Source organism: Microbacterium sp. M4A5_1d (assembly GCF_053345465.1).
Genome location: NZ_JBKFAD010000001.1, coordinates 502,674 through 518,961, shown reverse-complemented (window position 1 = coordinate 518,961; position 16,288 = coordinate 502,674). Strand labels below are relative to the sequence as shown.

Genomic DNA, 16,288 nt, shown 5'->3' with positions numbered 1-16,288 from the left:
GGTATCCCGCTTCGCCGTCCGGTCGTCAACGGGCGCGGAAGCGCGCCTCGACCGCGGCGGTCACGTCGATCTCAGCGGGCCGGAGCTCGATGCCCCCGGACGACGCGTCGGCTGACATCGTCGCCGCTCGCGCGAACACCGGCGCGGCAGGCGGAGCATCGGCGCCGCTGAGGAGCCCGACATCGGCGATCTCGACAGGCTCGACCGTGCCGTGACCGAGCGCGGTCGCGTACGCCGAGGCGCGTGCCGCAGCGACGCCGACGGCGGAGGTCGCGACCTCGCGTTCGATCGTCGCCCGTGTCGCGGGGGAGAGCTGCCACTCGACGTTCGAGACGCGCATCCCTTCGTCGTCGGAGAGCAGAGACACCCATTCCGCGAGCGCGACGAAGTCGTCGAATGTGGCCACGAGGTCGATCGTCGCGTGGTGCACGGGTGCGAGCTGGTTCCCCTCGGGGTTCCACGGCCGGTCGGACCAGGTCGAGACGGACCCGCTCGACCAGCTCGAGACGACGCCCGCTCGTGTGAGCTCCTCGAGGCGCGTGCGCAGGGGTGCGATCGTCGCGGTCGCCCGGGAGACGACGGCGGTCCGTTGAGGACCGTCGGCGGAGGCGGCGGCGGAGACGATCGCGACCTCGGGCGAGACGCGTCGCTCGGCCTCGCCGCGGACGGAGATGAGGATGTCTGCCATGCTCCGACTCTAGGCGCGAAGGGTGGGAATGGCGTGGGGCGCCGATCGGTTGTAGTCTGTAGTGCTCGGGTGCTGCGGCATCCGGTTTGGTAAGTCCACAGTGTGACAGCGGCCCTTTGACCGAAGGCTCAAGGGGATGATCGGTTTCGACATCGCCTGTGTGTCGGCGAGAAGCGGGCCGAGGATGCAGGGTTATCTCGTTAACGATCTCTGCAAAACTATAAGTGCCGAATCCAAGCGCACTGACTTCGCCCTCGCTGCGTAAGCGAGCCCGATAGTCCGTCAGACCGTGTGTGATCCCGCCACGGACCCTGGCGTCATCTAGGGATCTTGCTGCGTGACGGCGTCCGGACGTCACGCGGGACTCTTCCCGGACTGGGCCCGTCGACTTATGTGTCTGTACTGAAAGTCGGGGCCGAGCAGAACGCCTTCACAGACTGCGCCCGGAGAAGACGCCGTATCTCAGCGATGGACGGGGGTTCGATTCCCCCCATCTCCACCACTGCCGCTGTCACGCTGCATAGCCCCCGATCCCCCTGGAAACAGGGGATCGGGGGCTTCTGCTATGTCGAGCCGACACCGTCGTGCGCTACGTTCGGGGCATGGCGTACTGGCGGGACAACGTGAGGACGTGGTCGGGATCGCGGCTGTGGCTGTTGATCGTCCAGATCGTGGTGGCCGCCGGCCTGCTCGCCATGAACGTCTGGTCCGTCGCGCGCGGTGACGGCGGTGCATTCACGATGGTGCTCGCGGTGCTGTTCGGCGTGCTGCTGGTGTTCTGGGTCGCGACACTGATCGGCGCCATCAGGGCCCGTCGTGACGGCGCTGCCGCACACGACGAGGGTCCCGAGTGATGCTGTCGGCGCAAGCGAAAGCCCCCGACCTCGGTTGAGGCGCAGGGGCTTTCGCTGATACGTGCGGTCTCAGGTCTTGTTGCGAATCGAACGCATGAGCCAGGCGATGACCGCGATGATGATCAGCGCGATGCCGATGAAGAGCAGGAACTTCACCGCTTCGACGAAGATTCCCGTAAACAGCAACGCGATGCCGATGATGATGAGGATGATCGCAAGTGCAGGCATGCCTCGATTGTGCACGTGGGTGCCGCCTCACCGCAGGTGCTTGACCTCGCGGGCCGCAGACTCTATGCGCGAGGCTACGGACGTGCGTCGGCAGCCGACTGTTCGGTGCCCTGGTGGAAACGCAGCGCGAGGACGTCACCCGAGGTGGCCCAGACCGACGAATGCCGGCTGACCCGGGTACCGGCGATGAGCCGGTATGTCACGAGCACCGTGTCCACGTCGAGGCGCTGGATGACCCACTCGTCCGTATGCGGAGTGTCGCGGGTCGCCTCCTCCAGGAGCTCGACGAGAAGGTCGGAGCGCGTCCATAGGCGGCCGGACCGGCCGATCTCGGTGAAGTCCGGGTGGATGAGCTCGCGGAGGCGGCGCGCGTCCTGCCGGACGGCACTGGTGAGCAGGTCGCGTTCGGCGTCGCGGATACGGCCCGCCAGATCGTCGGCGACACCGACGGCGTGAAGCTCTCCCATCAACGTCGCTCGATGACGACGAGGCCCTGCTTCACATCGGCGACCTGGGCATAGCCTTCGCCGAAGAAGTATGTGACGCCGTATCCGTCGCCGTCGATGTTCAGCGCGAACGCCGGATCTTCGGTGATGTAGACCCCGCCGTCGCCCTCTTCGCGGATCCAGCCTTCCGAAACAAGGGCGCGCTCGGCGTCTGAGGTCTCGGCGGCTGTCAGCGGTGCCCAGCCGAACTGGAGGATGTTCCCGCCAGGTTCGGCCGCGTTCGTCCAGGTGCAGGAGACGCCCGCGTCGATCTGCATCTCGCCGATCATGAACGGGCCCTGCTGGTACTCCCAGCCCTGCGACTGCAGCTCTTCGAGGCTGGCCTCTCGGATGATGTTCTCGCAGGTCGGGTCCGGGAGCGCCGGCTCCGAGGCGGTGGCCTCTGGCGTCGCGACGGGAGAGGAGGGGACGGCTTCCGGCGGCGCGGTCTCCGTCGGTTCGGGTGCGGAGCAGCCGGTCAGGAACGTCAGAGCCAGGGCCGAGCCGGTCGCCAGGACGAGGGATGCGTGCCGCCGGGTCATGCGCGACCGCCCTCGTGAGCGAGCATCTCGAGGAAGGTGTCGTGCAGGATGCCGTTGGTCGCGAGCGATGAGCGCGTCGACAGGGTCTCAGCGCCGTCGATGTCGGTGAAGCGTCCCCCTGCCTCGGTGACGATGGGCACGTGGGCGGCCAGGTCGTACTCCTTGACACCGAACTCGGCGACGAACTCGAGCCGTCCTTCGGCGAGGAGCATGTAGGGCCACGCGTCGCCGTAGCCACGATCGCGCCAGACTCGGCGCGAGAGTGCGAGGAGCTGTTCGCCCCGGCCGACTTCATCCCACTGGTGGATGCTCTGGAAGCTGATGCTCGCCTGCGCGAGGTCGTCGATCGACGAGACCGAGAGTGACCGCGGCGTCGTCTCGCCCGGGACGTTCGTCCACGCCCCGTGCCCTGTCGCGGCCCACCAGCGACGACCGATGGCCGGCTGACTGACGACGCCGACGCGAGGCGTGCCGTCCACGGACAGCGCGATCAGGGTCGCCCACATCGGGATGCCCTTGAGGTAGTTCGCGGTGCCGTCGATCGGGTCGATGATCCACTGGCGTCGTGCGTCGCCGGTGGCGCCATACTCCTCGCCCAGCACGCCGTCGTCCGGGCGCTCGGCGGCCAGCATGTCGCGGATGGCGCGTTCTGTGGCGAGGTCTGCCTCGGTGACGTGCGACGCGTCCGCTTTCAGGTGCACGTCGAGGTCGGCCGCGTCGAAACGGGCCATGCTCACCGCGTCGGCGGCGTCTGCCAACCGGAGTGCGAATGCCAGGTCGTCGGCCAGGGCGTCTGCAGAAGGCGCTGTCAGATCCGGTGTGGTGGGGGTCACGGCTCCAGGATACGACGCGCCGGGGGCCTCGATTGGCGCGACGACGCGAAGTGGGGTAACGTTTCTCCTCGGTTCGCTTCACTGCGAACAGCCTGCACCTCTAGCTCAATCGGCAGAGCAACTGACTCTTAATCAGTGGGTTCTGGGTTCGAGTCCCAGGGGGTGCACCAGCACGAAGGTCCTGCAACTCTCGCCAGTTGCGGGGCCTTCGTGTGTTGCCGTCAGGGCGCGGTCGAGCGCCTCAGAACGGCGGAGCGCTGCGAGCGGGCCGCGCGACAGCGACCGACCCGGTCGGTGCTGCGTGCAGGACGGAGTGCCGTCCGTCACCGCCGGGCGGTTCCGTGACGGTGAATGCGACGAGTGGTGGTGGTGCGTCTTCGCGGTAGATCCGCCCGGTGGGTGAGGTCCAGATCAGCCTTCCGCCCGCGAGTTGTCGCACGTGCCATCGGGTGTGGTGTTTGACGTCGTGGTGTCTCTTGCAGAGGTTGGCGAGGTTGCACACGTGGGTGGCACCGCCGTCGGATGCGGCGATGGTGTGGTCGAGTTCGCACCGGATCGTGGGTTGCCGGCATCCGGGGAACCGGCAGTGCCGGTCCCGGGCCCGCAGCAGCCTGACCATGGCGGCGGTGGGCCGGTAGCTGTCGCACTCGAGCACGGTTCCCGTGACCGGGTGGGTGAGCAACCGTTCCCAGGAGGTCGCGTTACCTGCGAGTTCGCGTGCGGTGGCGGCGTCGATGGGGGAGCGCCCCGCGAGGTCGGCCGGCCCGTCGTCCTGTCCCATGAGCGTCAGCGCGGACACGGCGACTTGCACGTGTGCCCGGATCGCCCCGAGCGTTCCGTCGCCGTCACCGGTGCCGGTCGGGTCGAGCGCCGGCGACGCAGCGAGGAGGAGGTCGGAGAACACGTCGGCGCGGACCTGGTCGATGGTGCGGGCATCGTCGACGAACGACGACCCGTCGCGGATTGTCGTGTCGGCGCCGGGCGCGCCGCCATTGGTGTCGGCTCGAGCGTCAGGCGCGTCAGCGTCAACGCCCGCCGCGTCAGCCTGGGCCCGCGCGTTGATGATCTCCCGCGCCTGACGAGTGAGCCGGTCCACGATCCCGTCCGCGATCACCGTCGGCAAGGTCGCGATCAAATCGGACATCCCATCCGGCCCGGGCTGCACCCACACGCACCGCCCCGCCGCTGCCTCCTCGTGCCGTTCGGTGAACGTCCGCGGGTGAATCCGCTCCGCGATCATCCGCAACGCGTCCCGCACCCGGTTCGGTGTCTCGCCCTCGCACCGCTCGATCGCGACGCGTTCGAACTCCGCCCGGCCCTCCACGGGCACGAGGCATCCGACCTCCTGAATCACCCGCACATGCCCACGCACGATGCGCCCGTCCTCCCACGCGGCCATCGTCAGCGGGAAGTTGTCGACCAGATCGCGCGCCTCGTCGATCCGCCGCTGCAGTGTCCGGTCGGTCGCGACGAACACCCCGGCCAGCTCCGCGGCGATCCCGCGCAACGCCATCTCGCGCGCCTTGACCTTCTCCGACGCGCCCACGGCCTGCTTCTCCGCGAGAACCCCCCGCCGCAGCGAGCACCCGAACCTCACGAATCTGCGCCAACCGCGCAGCATCCGCCGCGCCCTCGGCATCCGCGACCAGCACCGCCAGGGCATCGACGTCACCGTCGCTGCCCATCCCGCTGCCGAGTCGGCCGCCGAGTTCGTCATTCGAATGCATGTTCGAATACTGTCACGAACCCCCGACATCGGCCCGCCACTCTCCACAGGGGCCGGAATCTCGTCCCCGCGGCGGGGACCTGCACGGGCCATCGACGTCGGGGACGCTCGTAGGCTTGAGAACATGACCACGCCCGAGATCGTCATCGTCGCCGCCGCCCGCACGCCGCAGGGGCGCTTGCAGGGGAGTCTGTCGTCCGTTCCGGCCCCCGAGCTCGGTGGCGCCGCCATCGCCGGTGCTCTCGCGGCATCAGGCGTCGCCGCCACTGCGGTCGACGCCGTCATCATGGGGCAGGTCCTCCCCGCGGGCAATGGACAGAATCCGGCTCGGCAGGCCGCGCTCGCGGGCGGCATCGGCTGGGACGTCCCGGCCTCGAGCGTCAACAAGGTCTGCCTCTCCGGCCTCACGGCGATCATCGACGCCGCGCGCATGATCGCGCTCGGCGACGCCGAGGTCGTGGTAGCCGGCGGCATGGAATCGATGAGCCGGGCGCCCCACCTCCTCCCGGGCTCGCGTTCGGGCTGGTCCTATGGATCGATCGAGGTGCTCGACCACACCGCCTTCGACGGGCTCACCGATGCGTACGACCGCGAGAGCATGGGCGCCTCGACCGAGCGCCTCAACCCTCGGTTCGCTGTGTCCAGGCAGGACCAGGATGCCGCTGCCGCGCGCTCTCATCAGCGTGCTGCGGCAGCCCGCGACGCAGGCCGCTTCGCGGCTGAGATCGCCCCGGTGGCGGTGCCGCAGCGTCGGGGCGAGCCTCTCATCGTCGATACCGATGAGGGCATCCGTGCCGATACGACCGTCGACACCCTCGGTGGGCTGCGTCCCGCCTTCGCGAAGGACGGCTCGATCACCGCCGGCAATGCCTCTCAGATCTCAGATGGCGCAGCGGCGGTCGTGTTGACGACGCGCGAGTGCGCCGAGCGGGAGGGATGGTCGGTGATGGCCGTCGTCGGCGCCAACGGCCAGGTCGCCGGTCCCGACAACTCGCTCCACGAGCAGCCGGCCGCCGCGATCGAGCGGGCGCTGGCCAAGCAGGGTATGTCGGTCTCGGAGCTCGATCTCGTCGAGATCAACGAGGCGTTCGGCGCCGTCGTGGCAGCATCGGTGCGCCGGCTCGGTGTCTCTGCTGACATCGTCAACATCGACGGCGGCGGCATCGCGCTCGGGCACCCCATCGGCGCTTCCGGAGCACGGCTCGTCGTCCATCTCGCCCATGAGCTCGCGCGCCGCGGAGCCGGCGCAGCGGCCGCGGGTCTGTGCGGCGGCGGCGGTCAGGGCGAAGCGCTCATCCTGACGCGCTGAGCCCGCCTCGACCCGGGGTCAGCGCCGGCCGCGCTTGACCCGCTCCGCGAAGAGCTTGTCGCGGTCGACGTTCGAGTCGTCCGCCACGAGCCGCCCACGAGCACCGCGGTAGCTGTCGACGACGGCGCCGATCGCCAGCGCCATCGTGATGCCCCAGCTGAGCCATGCCAGGGCGGTGCGCCACGTGAACGGCTCGTCGCTGCGGGCCGAGCGGAGGAGCGTCACGCCACCGGTGATCGCGGAGAGGAGGCCGGTGCCGAAAAGGTACTTGCGCATACCACAAACGTAGCCGCCCGCAGGGGGCGCTGGGCGCGCGGGTAGGCTGGGATCACCGCCGATCGCAGCCTGGAGGCATGCATGAGCACCGCTGATTTCGTCGTCGTCGCCAACCGGCTTCCGGTTGACCGGAACACGGACGGTGGTGGGGACGGAGAATGGCGCCGTTCGCCGGGAGGGCTCGTCACCGCCCTCGAGCCCGTCATGCGCCGCACCGAGGGCGCGTGGGTCGGCTGGCCCGGAAAGCCCGACCTCGAGTTCGATCCGTTCGACTTCGACGGCATGCACCTCGTTCCCGTCGCCCTCAGCGGCGCCGACGTCGAGGACTACTACGAGGGCTTCTCCAACGACACGATCTGGCCCCTCTACCACGACGTCATCGCCGCCCCGCGATACCGGCGCAATTGGTGGGAGGCATACCAGCGCGTGAACAGGCGCTTCGCCGAGGCTGCGGCTGCGGTGGCAGCGGACGGCGGAACCGTGTGGGTGCAGGACTACCAGCTGCAGCTCGTGCCGAAGATGCTGCGCGACATGCGTCCCGACCTCACGATCGGGTACTTCCACCACATCCCGTTCCCCGCTTACGGGCTGTACTCGCAGCTCCCGTGGCGGAAGCAGGTGCTGGAGGGCCTCCTGGGCGCTGACGTGATCGGTTTCCAGCGCGTGGCCGACGCCGGCAATTTCGCGCGCGCTGTGCGGCGTCAACTGCGGTACGAAACCAAGGCCAGCGGCATCCGCGTCCCCGCCCCGGGCGGAGGGCACCGCACGGCACTCGCCAAGGCGTTCCCGATCTCGATCTCGACCGACGACTACATCGAGCTCGCACAGCGTCCTGACATCCAGGCGCGGGCCGCGGAGATCCGCGAGGATCTCGGCAACCCCAAGACGGTCCTGCTCGGCGTCGACCGGCTGGACTACACGAAGGGCATCCGGCACCGCCTCAAGGCCTTCGGCGAGCTCATCGAGGACGGACGGGTCTCCGTCGAGGACGCCACTCTCGTGCAGGTCGCCAGCCCCAGCCGGGAGCGCGTCGAGTCGTACGTGCAGCTGCGCGACGAGATCGAGCTGACCGTCGCGCGCATCAACGGCGACCACGACACCTGGGGTCACAGCGCGATCCGCTACATGCACCAGGCGTTCCCGCGCGAAGAGATGGTGGCCCTCTTCCTCGCCGCCGACATCATGCTCGTCACCGCGCTCCGTGACGGCATGAACCTCGTCGCGAAGGAGTACGTCGCCAGTCGCATCGACAACCGCGGGGTACTCGTCCTGAGCGAGTTCGCCGGTGCTGCCGACGAACTCGCGAGCGCCGTGCGCATCAACCCGCACGACATCGACGGAATGAAGGATGCCATCGTGCGGGCGATCGAGATGCCCGCAGCCGAGCAGGGGAGGCGCATGCGGGCTCTCCGCAAGCGCGTCCGCGAACACGACGTCGACGACTGGTCACGATCATTCCTGGACGCGCTCGCTACCGCCGCTCAGTCCAATAGCCCGGCTGAGTCGGCTGCCACCGCGCGCGCCGTCTCGACCGCCGCCACCGAAGCGGAGCACCGCGCATGAGCGCCGTCGCGTCCACATCGCCCGAGGGTCTCGCAGAAGCCGTCGCGCGCGCAGCGAGCGCACGGCACCTCCTCATCGCGCTCGACTTCGACGGCACGCTCGCCCCGCTCGTCGATGAGCCGATGTCGGCCAGAATGCTGCCCGCCGCGCGCGACGCGCTCGCGCGGCTCGCTCACGCACCCGCGACGACGGTCGCGCTCGTGTCGGGTCGTACGCTCGAACACCTGGCCGAGATCTCCGAGCGCGAGCCGGATTCGCGGATACATCTCGCCGGCTCGCACGGTGCCGAGTTCTGGCATCCGGGCGCGGACTCCGCCCAGGACAGCGACAGCGACGTCTCACTCCGCGACGAGCTCACGGCGCGCGCGGAGCAGATCATCGGAGGCCTCGACGGCGCATGGATCGAGCACAAGCGGTTCGGGTTCGCCCTCCACACGCGGTTGGCCGATCGGGAGCAGGCCGCCGAGGCAGCCACCCGGATCGATGATCTCGTCCGGACCGAGGCGCCCGCGTGGCGCCGCCGCACCGGCCAGGACATCCTCGAGTTCGCCTCGCGGCACGAGGGCAAGGACTCGGCCGTCCGCAGCCTCCGTGATCGGGTCGGGGCCGACGTCGTCCTCTTCGCCGGCGACGACGTGACCGACGAGGACGCGCTCGCCTCGCTCGACCCGGGCGACGTGGGGATCCGCGTGGGTGGGGGAGAGACGGTCGCTCAATACCGAGTGGCGGATGCCGCCGCCCTCGCGGTCCTGCTGGGACGGCTCGCCGAGGCCCGGGCGGGAGAATGAGCCCTGCCGCACGGGCATAGAATTCGAGAATGTCCGACAGCTCCGAGACCATCGACATCAAGCCCCGCAGTCGTGCCGTCACCGACGGCATCGAAGCCACGACCTCCCGAGGCATGCTCCGTGCCGTCGGAATGGGCGACGAGGACTGGGACAAGCCCCAGATCGGCATCGCCTCGAGCTGGAACGAGATCACCCCCTGCAACCTGAGCCTCGACCGGCTCGCGCAGGGTGCCAAGGAGGGCGTCCACTCGGGCGGCGGCTACCCGCTGCAGTTCGGCACCATCTCCGTCTCGGACGGCATCTCGATGGGCCACGAGGGCATGCACTTCTCCCTCGTGTCGCGCGAGGTCATCGCCGACTCGGTCGAGGCCGTCATCATGGCCGAACGCCTCGACGGCACGGTCCTGCTCGCCGGCTGCGACAAGTCGATCCCCGGCATGATGATGGCGAGCGCGCGCCTCGGCCTGTCGAGCGTCTTCCTGTACGCCGGCTCGACGATGCCGGGCTGGGTCAAGCTGAGCGACGGCACCGAGAAGGACGTCACGATCATCGACTCGTTCGAGGGTGTCGGCGCGTGCCGTGCCGGAAAGATGAGCGAGGCGGACCTCAAGCGCATCGAGTGCGCGATCGTCCCGGGGGAGGGTGCCTGCGGCGGGATGTACACCGCCAACACGATGGCCTCCGTCGGCGAGGCCCTCGGCCTCAGCCTGCCGGGCTCCGCCGCGCCGCCGTCGGCCGACCGCCGTCGCGACTACTACGCCCATCGCTCGGGCGAGGCCGTCGTCAACCTCCTGCGTCAGGGCATCACGACGAAGGACATCCTGACGAAGGAGGCGTTCGAGAACGCGATCGCCCTCGTCATGGCCCTCGGTGGCTCGACGAACGCCGTCCTCCACCTCCTCGCGATCGCCCGCGAGGCGGAGGTCGACCTGAGCCTGCACGACTTCAACCGCATCGGCGACAAGACGCCGCACGTCGCGGACATGAAGCCCTTCGGCCAGTACGTCATGAACGACGTCGACCGGCACGGCGGCATCCCCGTCGTCATGAAGGCCATGCTCGACGAGGGGCTGCTGCACGGCGACGCTCTGACCGTGACCGGAAAGACTCTCGCCGAGAACCTCCGCGACCTCGACCCGGAGCCGATCGACGGCAAGGTCATCCACACGTTCGACAACCCGATCCACGCCAGCGGCGGCATCACGATCCTGCACGGGTCGCTCGCCCCCGAGGGCGCCGTCGTCAAGACCGCAGGCTTCGACGCCGCGGTGTTCGAGGGGCCCGCGCGTGTGTTCGAGCGCGAGCGCGCGGCGATGGATGCCGTGGCGAACGGTGAGATCGAGCCGGGCTCGGTCATCGTCATCCGCTACGAAGGCCCGAAGGGTGGACCGGGCATGCGCGAGATGCTCGCCATCACCGCCGCCATCAAGGGCGCCGGGCTCGGAAAAGATGTACTACTCTTGACGGACGGACGATTCTCAGGCGGCACAACCGGCCTGTGCATCGGCCACATAGCACCCGAAGCGGTGGACGCAGGTCCCATCGCATTCGTGCGCGATGGTGATCTGATACGGGTCGATATCGCGGCTCGCTCCCTCGACCTACTCGTCGACGAGGCTGAGCTGAACGCCCGCCGTGACGGCTGGGCCCCTCTTCCCCCGCGCTATACCCGTGGCGTTCTGGCCAAGTACTCCAAGCTCGTGCGCTCCGCCGCGGAGGGCGCGACCACCGGCTGACTTCGGCTCCGACATCGTCTCCTCTTCTCCAGCGAGGTTCATCACCATGTCCACCGACATCTCCGCGGCCATTCCCCGGCCGCCGTCCCGCACACCCTCGGCACCCGTGATCACGGGAGCAGAGGCCGTTGTCCGATCGCTCGACAATCTCGGCGTCACCGAGGTCTTCGGGCTCCCGGGCGGCGCGATCATGCCCGTCTACGACCCGCTCATGGACGACGAGGCGGTGCGCCACATCCTCGTCCGTCACGAGCAGGGTGCAGGGCACGCGGCCGAGGGCTACGCCGCGGCATCCGGCCGGGTCGGCGTCGCGATCGCCACCTCGGGCCCGGGCGCGACCAACCTCGTGACGGCGATCGCCGACGCGTACATGGACTCCGTCCCGCTCGTCTGCATCACCGGGCAGGTGTTCTCGACCCTCATGGGCACGGATGCCTTCCAGGAAGCCGACATCGTCGGCATCACGATGCCGATCACGAAGCACTCGTTCCTCGTGAAGACCGCCGAGGAGATCCCCGGCGCGATCGCCGCGGCTTTCGAGATCGCCGGCACCGGCCGCCCCGGCCCGGTTCTCGTGGACATCACGAAGGACGCTCAGCAGAACAGCGCGCCGTTCGTCTGGCCGCCGAAGATCGACCTGCCGGGATATCGTCCGGTGACCAAGGCGCACGGCAAGCAGATCCAAGCGGCTGCGCAGCTTCTCGCCGAGTCGCACAAGCCCGTGCTGTACGTGGGCGGCGGTGTCATCCGCGGCGGCGCATCCGACGAGCTGCTGACGCTCGCGGAGGCGACCGGCGCACCCGTGGTCACGACGCTCATGGCGCGCGGCGCCTTCCCCGACTCGCACCCGCAGCACCTCGGCATGCCGGGCATGCACGGCACGGTGCCCGCGGTGCTCGCGCTGCAGGAGTCCGATCTGATCGTCGCCCTCGGTGCGCGCTTCGACGACCGTGTGACCGGCAAGGCGTCGTTGTTCGCGCCGCACGCCAAGGTCGTGCACGTCGACATCGATCCGGCCGAGATCTCGAAGATCCGCTTCGCCGACGTCCCGATCGTGGGCGATGTGCGCGACGTGCTGGTCGACCTCGAGTCGGCCTTCCGCGGCGTCATCGGTGACGGCAAGCCCGACACGACCGAGTGGTGGGCCTACCTCGACGGGCTGCGCGAGGAGTTCCCGCTCGGTTACGCCCCGACGACCGACGGGCTGCTGTCGCCGCAGCACGTGATCCAGCGGATCGGCGAGCTCACAGGCCCCGAGGGCGTCTACGCCTCGGGCGTCGGCCAGCACCAGATGTGGGCCGCACAGTTCATCAAGTACGAGCGCCCCAACTCATGGCTCAACTCCGGCGGCGCCGGCACGATGGGCTACGCGGTGCCCGCTGCCATGGGTGCGAAGGTCGCTCAGCCGGAGCGCGTCGTCTGGGCGATCGACGGCGACGGCTGCTTCCAGATGACGAACCAGGAGCTCGCGACCTGCGTCATCAACCAGATCCCGATCAAGGTCGCGATCATCAACAACTCGTCGCTGGGCATGGTGCGGCAGTGGCAGACGCTGTTCTTCGATGGCCGTCACTCGAACACCGACCTGAACACCGGCCACGGAACGGCGCGCGTCCCCGATTTCGTCAAGCTCGGCGAAGCGTACGGCTGCCTCGCCATCCGGGTCGAGACCGAGGACCAGATCGACGACGCCATCAAGCTCGCCCTCGAGACGAACGATCGCCCCGTCGTGATCGATTTCGTCGTGAGCGCCGACGCGATGGTGTGGCCGATGGTCCCGCAGGGTGTGAGCAACAGCTACATCCAGTACGCCCGCGAGCACGCGCCCGCATTCGACGAGGAGGCCTGAGATGTCGCGCCACGTGCTGAGCCTCCTGGTGGAGGACAAGCCGGGTCTGCTGACCCGTGTCGCCGGGCTGTTCGCCCGACGCGGCTTCAACATCGAGTCGCTCGCCGTCGGCGTCACCGAGGTGCCGGGGCTCTCGCGCATCACGGTCGTCGTCGATGTCGAGGAGTTGCCGCTCGAGCAGGTGACCAAGCAGCTGAACAAGCTCGTGAACGTCATCAAGATCGTCGAGCTCGACTTCTCGTCGTCGGTGCAGCGCGAGCACATCCTCATCAAGGTGCGGGCCGACAACCAGACCCGCTCGAACGTGATCGAGGTCGCGAACCTGTTCCGCGCCGCGATCGTCGACTACGCCCCCGACGCGCTGGTGGTCGAGGTGACCGGAGACCGCGGCAAGATCGACGCGATCCTCCGCGCCTTCGAGCCCTTCGGCATCAAGGAGCTGGCCCAGTCCGGCCTGCTCGCCATCGGGCGCGGCGGCAAGAGCATCACCGAGCGCGTTCTGCGCGGCTGACCTTCCGAACCACGAATCAAGGAGAAACACACGAACATGGCCGAGATCTTCTACGACGACCACGCCGACCTGTCCATCATCCAGGGCAAGAAGGTCGCGATCGTCGGCTACGGCTCGCAGGGACACGCCCACGCCCAGAACCTCCGCGACTCCGGTGTCGAGGTCGTCATCGCGCTCAAGGACGGCTCGAAGTCGGCCGCGAAGGCGCAGGACGAGGGCTTCGAGGTCAAGAACGTCGCGGATGCCGCAGAGTGGGCCGACCTCATCATGATCCTGGCTCCCGATCAGCACCAGCGCTCGATCTACGCCGACTCCATCAAGGACAAGCTCACGGCGGGCAAGACCCTCGCGTTCGCGCACGGCTTCAACATCCGCTTCGGCTACATCGACGCTCCCGAGGGCGTCGACGTCATCCTCGTCGCCCCGAAGGCCCCGGGCCACACGGTGCGCCGCGAGTTCGTCGCGGGTCGCGGCATCCCCGACATCATCGCCGTCGAGCGCGACGCGTCCGGCTCGGCCTGGGACACCGCGCTTTCGTACGCGAAGGCCATCGGCGGCACCCGCGCGGGTGTCATCAAGACCACCTTCACGGAGGAGACCGAGACCGATCTCTTCGGCGAGCAGGCCGTGCTCTGCGGTGGCATGAGCCACCTCGTCCAGTACGGCTTCGAGACGCTGATCGAGGCCGGCTACCAGCCCCAGATCGCGTACTTCGAGGTGCTGCACGAGCTCAAGCTGATCGTCGACCTCATGTGGGAGGGCGGCATCGCCAAGCAGCGCTGGTCGATCTCCGACACCGCCGAGTACGGCGACTACGTCTCGGGCCCGCGCGTGATCTCGCCGGAGGTCAAGGAGAACATGAAGGCCGTGCTCGCCGACATCCAGTCGGGCGCGTTCGCGCAGCGCTTCATCGCCGACCAGGACAACGGCGCCACCGAGTTCCTCGGCCTCCGCGAGAAGGAGCAGGGCCACCCGATCGAGGCGACCGGCAAGGAGCTGCGCGGACTCTTCGCCTGGAAGCAGCAGGACAGCGACTACATCGAGGGCAGCGCCGCGCGCTGACCCGTCACGAGCGGCACAGTCCGCTCCGCGACCCTCGGCGGCACCCCGTCGAGCCCGGCCTCGTGCCACGGAAGCCCGGTCCCCATCAGGGGCCGGGCTTTCGGCGTGCCCCCACAGTCGTGACCTTTTACGATGGATGCATGCCCGTCCGTAAGAAGCAGTTCGCTCGCGCGCGCCTGGGGGCGGTGTGCGTCGCAGCTTCTGTGATCGCGGGGGCGATCACCGCACCGTCCGCCTGGTCGGTCACCGCCGATGAGATCGAGGTCGTCCCGCGATCGGACGCCCCGGTTGCGCCCGTGATCCCGGATGAGGAATCGGACGAGGGCGTCCCGACGCCCGCGCCGGGTGAGACCGAGACGCCGTCGCCGGCGCCGACCAGCGAACCGTCGCCGACGGATGGCGAGCCGACTCCGGCGCCGACCACGAGTCCGGCACCGAGCCCGTCCTCTCCGGCGGACCCCCCGCCGACGGTGCCCGTCGAGCAGCCGCCCGCGCCGACGCCGCCGCGCATCGAGACCGACGCCCAGGTCGAGCTGCGCGCTTCTACTGCTATCCGACTCGGCGCCTTGCTGCGGCTCGCGCCGCGTGGCACCGACATGGCAACGCCCACCCCCGAACCGAGCGACGCGGTCCACATCGACGGCGGTCCTGACGTGGGCGGGTCGGCGCAGCTCGGCGCTTCCGTCCCCGCTGAAGACCCGACGGGGCGGACCGACGCGGTCCGAGTCGGATCGTTGCACGACGGGTCGGGCGAGGAACTCACGCGACCCGTCGTCTGGGCGCCGTGGGCCGGAGCGCTCGCTCTGGCCGGCGCCGGTGTCGCGATTCTGGTGCTGCGCGGCGGTCGTCAGATCGGTCGCTGATCGGCGCGGCACGGCGCCGCGCCCGTGCCGGCCGTGGTCGCGCGGTACTCTGAGCAGGTGACGAGCCGCGATGACGACGCCCTGAGCTGGGCGGGGGACGACGATCCGACACTCGTGTCCGCGGCCACGGGTCAGCCCACGCCGGCGGCGTCCGGCCCTAGGGAGAACGATTCCAGGGAGACGGCGTCCGACCTGCCTGCCGAGTCGGCGGAGCACCCCTCGTCCGAGGGCCTGAGCAGTGCTGCTCTCATCTCGCTCGGTGTCCTCGGCGGGATCTATCTGCTGTACTCGGTCGGCTGGTTCGTCGGCGGCATGCGCGTCCACAACCTGAGCGGACTGCTCGGGATCGAGACGGCCGTCACCATCCCGGTGCTCGTGCTCGCCGTCGCCGCGCCGGCGATCTGGTTCACGGCCGCCTACGTCCTCACTCGGAGTTCGCGCGCGTGGATTCGATTCGCCTGGCTCGTCGCGGGAGCGCTGCTTCTCGTTCCGTGGCCCTTCGCGACGCTCGGGGCGGTGAGCTGATGGTGTCGAACGAAGCGCAGCCGTCACGGAAGGCGCCCCCGGTCTGGCGGGTGGCGACTGTCGCGGGCGCGTTCGGTCTGTTCTACGCGTATGCGGTCTGGGCGGCGGTCCCGCTCCTCTTCGCGCCCTCTCCGGCACGCACCGCTGTCGGGTGGGTGGCGGTCGTCGCCGCGGTCGTGATGCCGATCGTGATCTTCGCCGGGGCTTTCGCGCTCGGTTGGCGCCGGCCGTCCTGGGCGTTCGCGCTCATTCTGCTGGGCGGCCTCGGGCTTGCGTCCGTGTTCTTCCTCAACGTCATCTCGTTCGCGCTCACCTCCGGTGCGGTCTGACGCGGCGGAACGTCACACGGTCATGGGTGTCGCCGACGCCGCGCTAGGCTGAGACGACCCGCCGCACCGCCGTCGGCTGTCGTGGCGACCACCCGTTCCGCGCTTCTGCGCATGCTCCAGA

The 16,288-nt window shown here is 69.1% G+C and carries 18 protein-coding genes, 1 tRNA gene and 1 other RNA gene; 13 read left to right on the top strand and 7 right to left on the bottom strand.

The genetic code is table 11. From position 1 onward, the window contains the following. Positions 1–25 precede the first annotated feature (25 nt). Positions 26–688, bottom strand: a complete 663-nt coding sequence (locus tag ACLBWJ_RS02480; protein ID WP_447659687.1) for an SIMPL domain-containing protein — start codon at positions 686–688, stop codon at positions 26–28. 132 nt (positions 689–820) lie between these two features. Here ACLBWJ_RS02480 and ssrA point away from each other — a divergent pair. Continuing rightward, positions 821–1,190: a transfer-messenger RNA gene (gene ssrA, locus ACLBWJ_RS02475) on the top strand. 100 nt (positions 1,191–1,290) lie between these two features. Further along, positions 1,291–1,542: a hypothetical protein gene (locus ACLBWJ_RS02470; protein ID WP_447659686.1), complete on the top strand. Its 252-nt coding sequence runs from the start codon at positions 1,291–1,293 to the stop codon at positions 1,540–1,542. A gap of 69 nt (positions 1,543–1,611) precedes the next feature. On the opposite strand, the gene ACLBWJ_RS02465 is transcribed toward ACLBWJ_RS02470, so the two are convergent. The 4 genes from ACLBWJ_RS02465 to ACLBWJ_RS02450 all read right to left on the bottom strand — a co-directional run bounded on the left by ACLBWJ_RS02465 (position 1,612) and on the right by ACLBWJ_RS02450 (position 3,630). Next, positions 1,612–1,770 carry a hypothetical protein gene (locus tag ACLBWJ_RS02465; RefSeq protein ID WP_269266462.1) on the bottom strand — a complete coding sequence of 53 codons (159 nt, stop codon included), beginning with the start codon at positions 1,768–1,770 and terminating at the stop codon, positions 1,612–1,614. Positions 1,771–1,844: 74 nt separating this feature from the next. Then, entirely contained in the window at positions 1,845–2,237 is a 393-nt protein-coding gene (locus ACLBWJ_RS02460; RefSeq protein ID WP_282502471.1) for a nuclear transport factor 2 family protein, read from the bottom strand. Continuing rightward, positions 2,237–2,797 carry a hypothetical protein gene (locus ACLBWJ_RS02455; RefSeq protein WP_112614380.1) on the bottom strand — a complete coding sequence of 187 codons (561 nt, stop codon included), beginning with the start codon at positions 2,795–2,797 and terminating at the stop codon, positions 2,237–2,239. Before ACLBWJ_RS02455 ends, ACLBWJ_RS02460 begins: the two co-directional genes overlap by 1 nt. Next, positions 2,794–3,630, bottom strand: a complete 837-nt coding sequence (locus ACLBWJ_RS02450) for an inositol monophosphatase family protein (RefSeq protein WP_447659685.1) — start codon at positions 3,628–3,630, stop codon at positions 2,794–2,796. Before ACLBWJ_RS02450 ends, ACLBWJ_RS02455 begins: the two co-directional genes overlap by 4 nt. A 94-nt stretch (positions 3,631–3,724) precedes the next feature. Here ACLBWJ_RS02450 and ACLBWJ_RS02445 point away from each other — a divergent pair. After that, positions 3,725–3,800: transfer RNA gene (locus ACLBWJ_RS02445), tRNA-Lys, on the top strand. Between the two features lie 71 nt (positions 3,801–3,871). Here the strand turns inward: ACLBWJ_RS02445 and ACLBWJ_RS02440 are convergent. Continuing rightward, complete coding sequence (locus ACLBWJ_RS02440) at positions 3,872–5,176, bottom strand: DUF222 domain-containing protein (protein WP_447659684.1); 1,305 nt, start codon at positions 5,174–5,176, stop codon at positions 3,872–3,874. A gap of 304 nt (positions 5,177–5,480) precedes the next feature. Between ACLBWJ_RS02440 and ACLBWJ_RS02435 the strand changes: the two genes are divergently transcribed. Then, positions 5,481–6,665, top strand: a complete 1,185-nt coding sequence (locus ACLBWJ_RS02435) for an acetyl-CoA C-acyltransferase (RefSeq protein WP_447659683.1) — start codon at positions 5,481–5,483, stop codon at positions 6,663–6,665. A gap of 18 nt (positions 6,666–6,683) precedes the next feature. Here ACLBWJ_RS02435 and ACLBWJ_RS02430 read toward each other — a convergent pair whose 3' ends face one another. After that, positions 6,684–6,941, bottom strand: coding sequence for a hypothetical protein (locus ACLBWJ_RS02430; RefSeq protein WP_112614388.1), 258 nt, complete (start codon positions 6,939–6,941; stop codon positions 6,684–6,686). 81 nt (positions 6,942–7,022) lie between these two features. On the opposite strand from ACLBWJ_RS02430, the gene ACLBWJ_RS02425 reads away from it, so the two are divergent. From ACLBWJ_RS02425 to ACLBWJ_RS02385, 9 genes are all read left to right on the top strand, one after another. Next, positions 7,023–8,504 carry an alpha,alpha-trehalose-phosphate synthase (UDP-forming) gene (locus tag ACLBWJ_RS02425; protein WP_447659682.1) on the top strand — a complete coding sequence of 494 codons (1,482 nt, stop codon included), beginning with the start codon at positions 7,023–7,025 and terminating at the stop codon, positions 8,502–8,504. Further along, complete coding sequence (gene otsB / locus ACLBWJ_RS02420) at positions 8,501–9,292, top strand: trehalose-phosphatase (protein WP_447659681.1); 792 nt, start codon at positions 8,501–8,503, stop codon at positions 9,290–9,292. The genes ACLBWJ_RS02425 and otsB overlap by 4 nt, the downstream gene beginning before the upstream one ends. Positions 9,293–9,321: 29 nt before the next feature. Continuing rightward, a complete protein-coding gene (gene ilvD, locus ACLBWJ_RS02415) occupies positions 9,322–11,028 on the top strand; it encodes a dihydroxy-acid dehydratase (RefSeq protein ID WP_112614394.1) in 1,707 nt (568 codons plus the stop codon). A gap of 46 nt (positions 11,029–11,074) precedes the next feature. After that, positions 11,075–12,877, top strand: coding sequence for an acetolactate synthase large subunit (locus tag ACLBWJ_RS02410; RefSeq protein WP_112614396.1), 1,803 nt, complete (start codon positions 11,075–11,077; stop codon positions 12,875–12,877). 1 nt (position 12,878) lies between these two features. After that, positions 12,879–13,388, top strand: a complete 510-nt coding sequence (gene ilvN, locus ACLBWJ_RS02405) for an acetolactate synthase small subunit (protein WP_071918201.1) — start codon at positions 12,879–12,881, stop codon at positions 13,386–13,388. Positions 13,389–13,424: 36 nt separating this feature from the next. Continuing rightward, positions 13,425–14,450: a ketol-acid reductoisomerase gene (ilvC, locus tag ACLBWJ_RS02400; RefSeq protein ID WP_023951072.1), complete on the top strand. Its 1,026-nt coding sequence runs from the start codon at positions 13,425–13,427 to the stop codon at positions 14,448–14,450. A 140-nt stretch (positions 14,451–14,590) separates the two neighbouring features. Then, positions 14,591–15,313 (top strand): hypothetical protein, encoded by a 723-nt coding sequence (locus ACLBWJ_RS02395; RefSeq protein WP_282502478.1) that lies wholly within the window; start codon positions 14,591–14,593, stop codon positions 15,311–15,313. Positions 15,314–15,370: 57 nt separating this feature from the next. Next, a complete protein-coding gene (locus ACLBWJ_RS02390) occupies positions 15,371–15,838 on the top strand; it encodes a hypothetical protein (protein WP_282502479.1) in 468 nt (155 codons plus the stop codon). Next, a complete protein-coding gene (locus ACLBWJ_RS02385; protein ID WP_282502480.1) occupies positions 15,838–16,167 on the top strand; it encodes a hypothetical protein in 330 nt (109 codons plus the stop codon). Before ACLBWJ_RS02390 ends, ACLBWJ_RS02385 begins: the two co-directional genes overlap by 1 nt. Positions 16,168–16,288 lie beyond the last annotated feature (121 nt).

Coding starts and splice junctions, on each gene's coding strand:
- ACLBWJ_RS02465 (WP_269266462.1), bottom strand. CDS start 1,770: ATGCCTGCACTTGCGATCATCCTCATCATCATCGGCATCGCGTTGCTG.
- ilvC (WP_023951072.1), top strand. CDS start 13,425: ATGGCCGAGATCTTCTACGACGACCACGCCGACCTGTCCATCATCCAG.
- ilvN (WP_071918201.1), top strand. CDS start 12,879: ATGTCGCGCCACGTGCTGAGCCTCCTGGTGGAGGACAAGCCGGGTCTG.
- ACLBWJ_RS02385 (WP_282502480.1), top strand. CDS start 15,838: ATGGTGTCGAACGAAGCGCAGCCGTCACGGAAGGCGCCCCCGGTCTGG.
- ACLBWJ_RS02425 (WP_447659682.1), top strand. CDS start 7,023: ATGAGCACCGCTGATTTCGTCGTCGTCGCCAACCGGCTTCCGGTTGAC.
- ACLBWJ_RS02480 (WP_447659687.1), bottom strand. CDS start 688: ATGGCAGACATCCTCATCTCCGTCCGCGGCGAGGCCGAGCGACGCGTC.
- ACLBWJ_RS02455 (WP_112614380.1), bottom strand. CDS start 2,797: ATGACCCGGCGGCACGCATCCCTCGTCCTGGCGACCGGCTCGGCCCTG.
- ACLBWJ_RS02430 (WP_112614388.1), bottom strand. CDS start 6,941: ATGCGCAAGTACCTTTTCGGCACCGGCCTCCTCTCCGCGATCACCGGT.
- ACLBWJ_RS02410 (WP_112614396.1), top strand. CDS start 11,075: ATGTCCACCGACATCTCCGCGGCCATTCCCCGGCCGCCGTCCCGCACA.
- ACLBWJ_RS02395 (WP_282502478.1), top strand. CDS start 14,591: ATGCCCGTCCGTAAGAAGCAGTTCGCTCGCGCGCGCCTGGGGGCGGTG.
- ilvD (WP_112614394.1), top strand. CDS start 9,322: ATGTCCGACAGCTCCGAGACCATCGACATCAAGCCCCGCAGTCGTGCC.
- ACLBWJ_RS02460 (WP_282502471.1), bottom strand. CDS start 2,237: ATGGGAGAGCTTCACGCCGTCGGTGTCGCCGACGATCTGGCGGGCCGT.
- ACLBWJ_RS02435 (WP_447659683.1), top strand. CDS start 5,481: ATGACCACGCCCGAGATCGTCATCGTCGCCGCCGCCCGCACGCCGCAG.
- otsB (WP_447659681.1), top strand. CDS start 8,501: ATGAGCGCCGTCGCGTCCACATCGCCCGAGGGTCTCGCAGAAGCCGTC.
- ACLBWJ_RS02470 (WP_447659686.1), top strand. CDS start 1,291: ATGGCGTACTGGCGGGACAACGTGAGGACGTGGTCGGGATCGCGGCTG.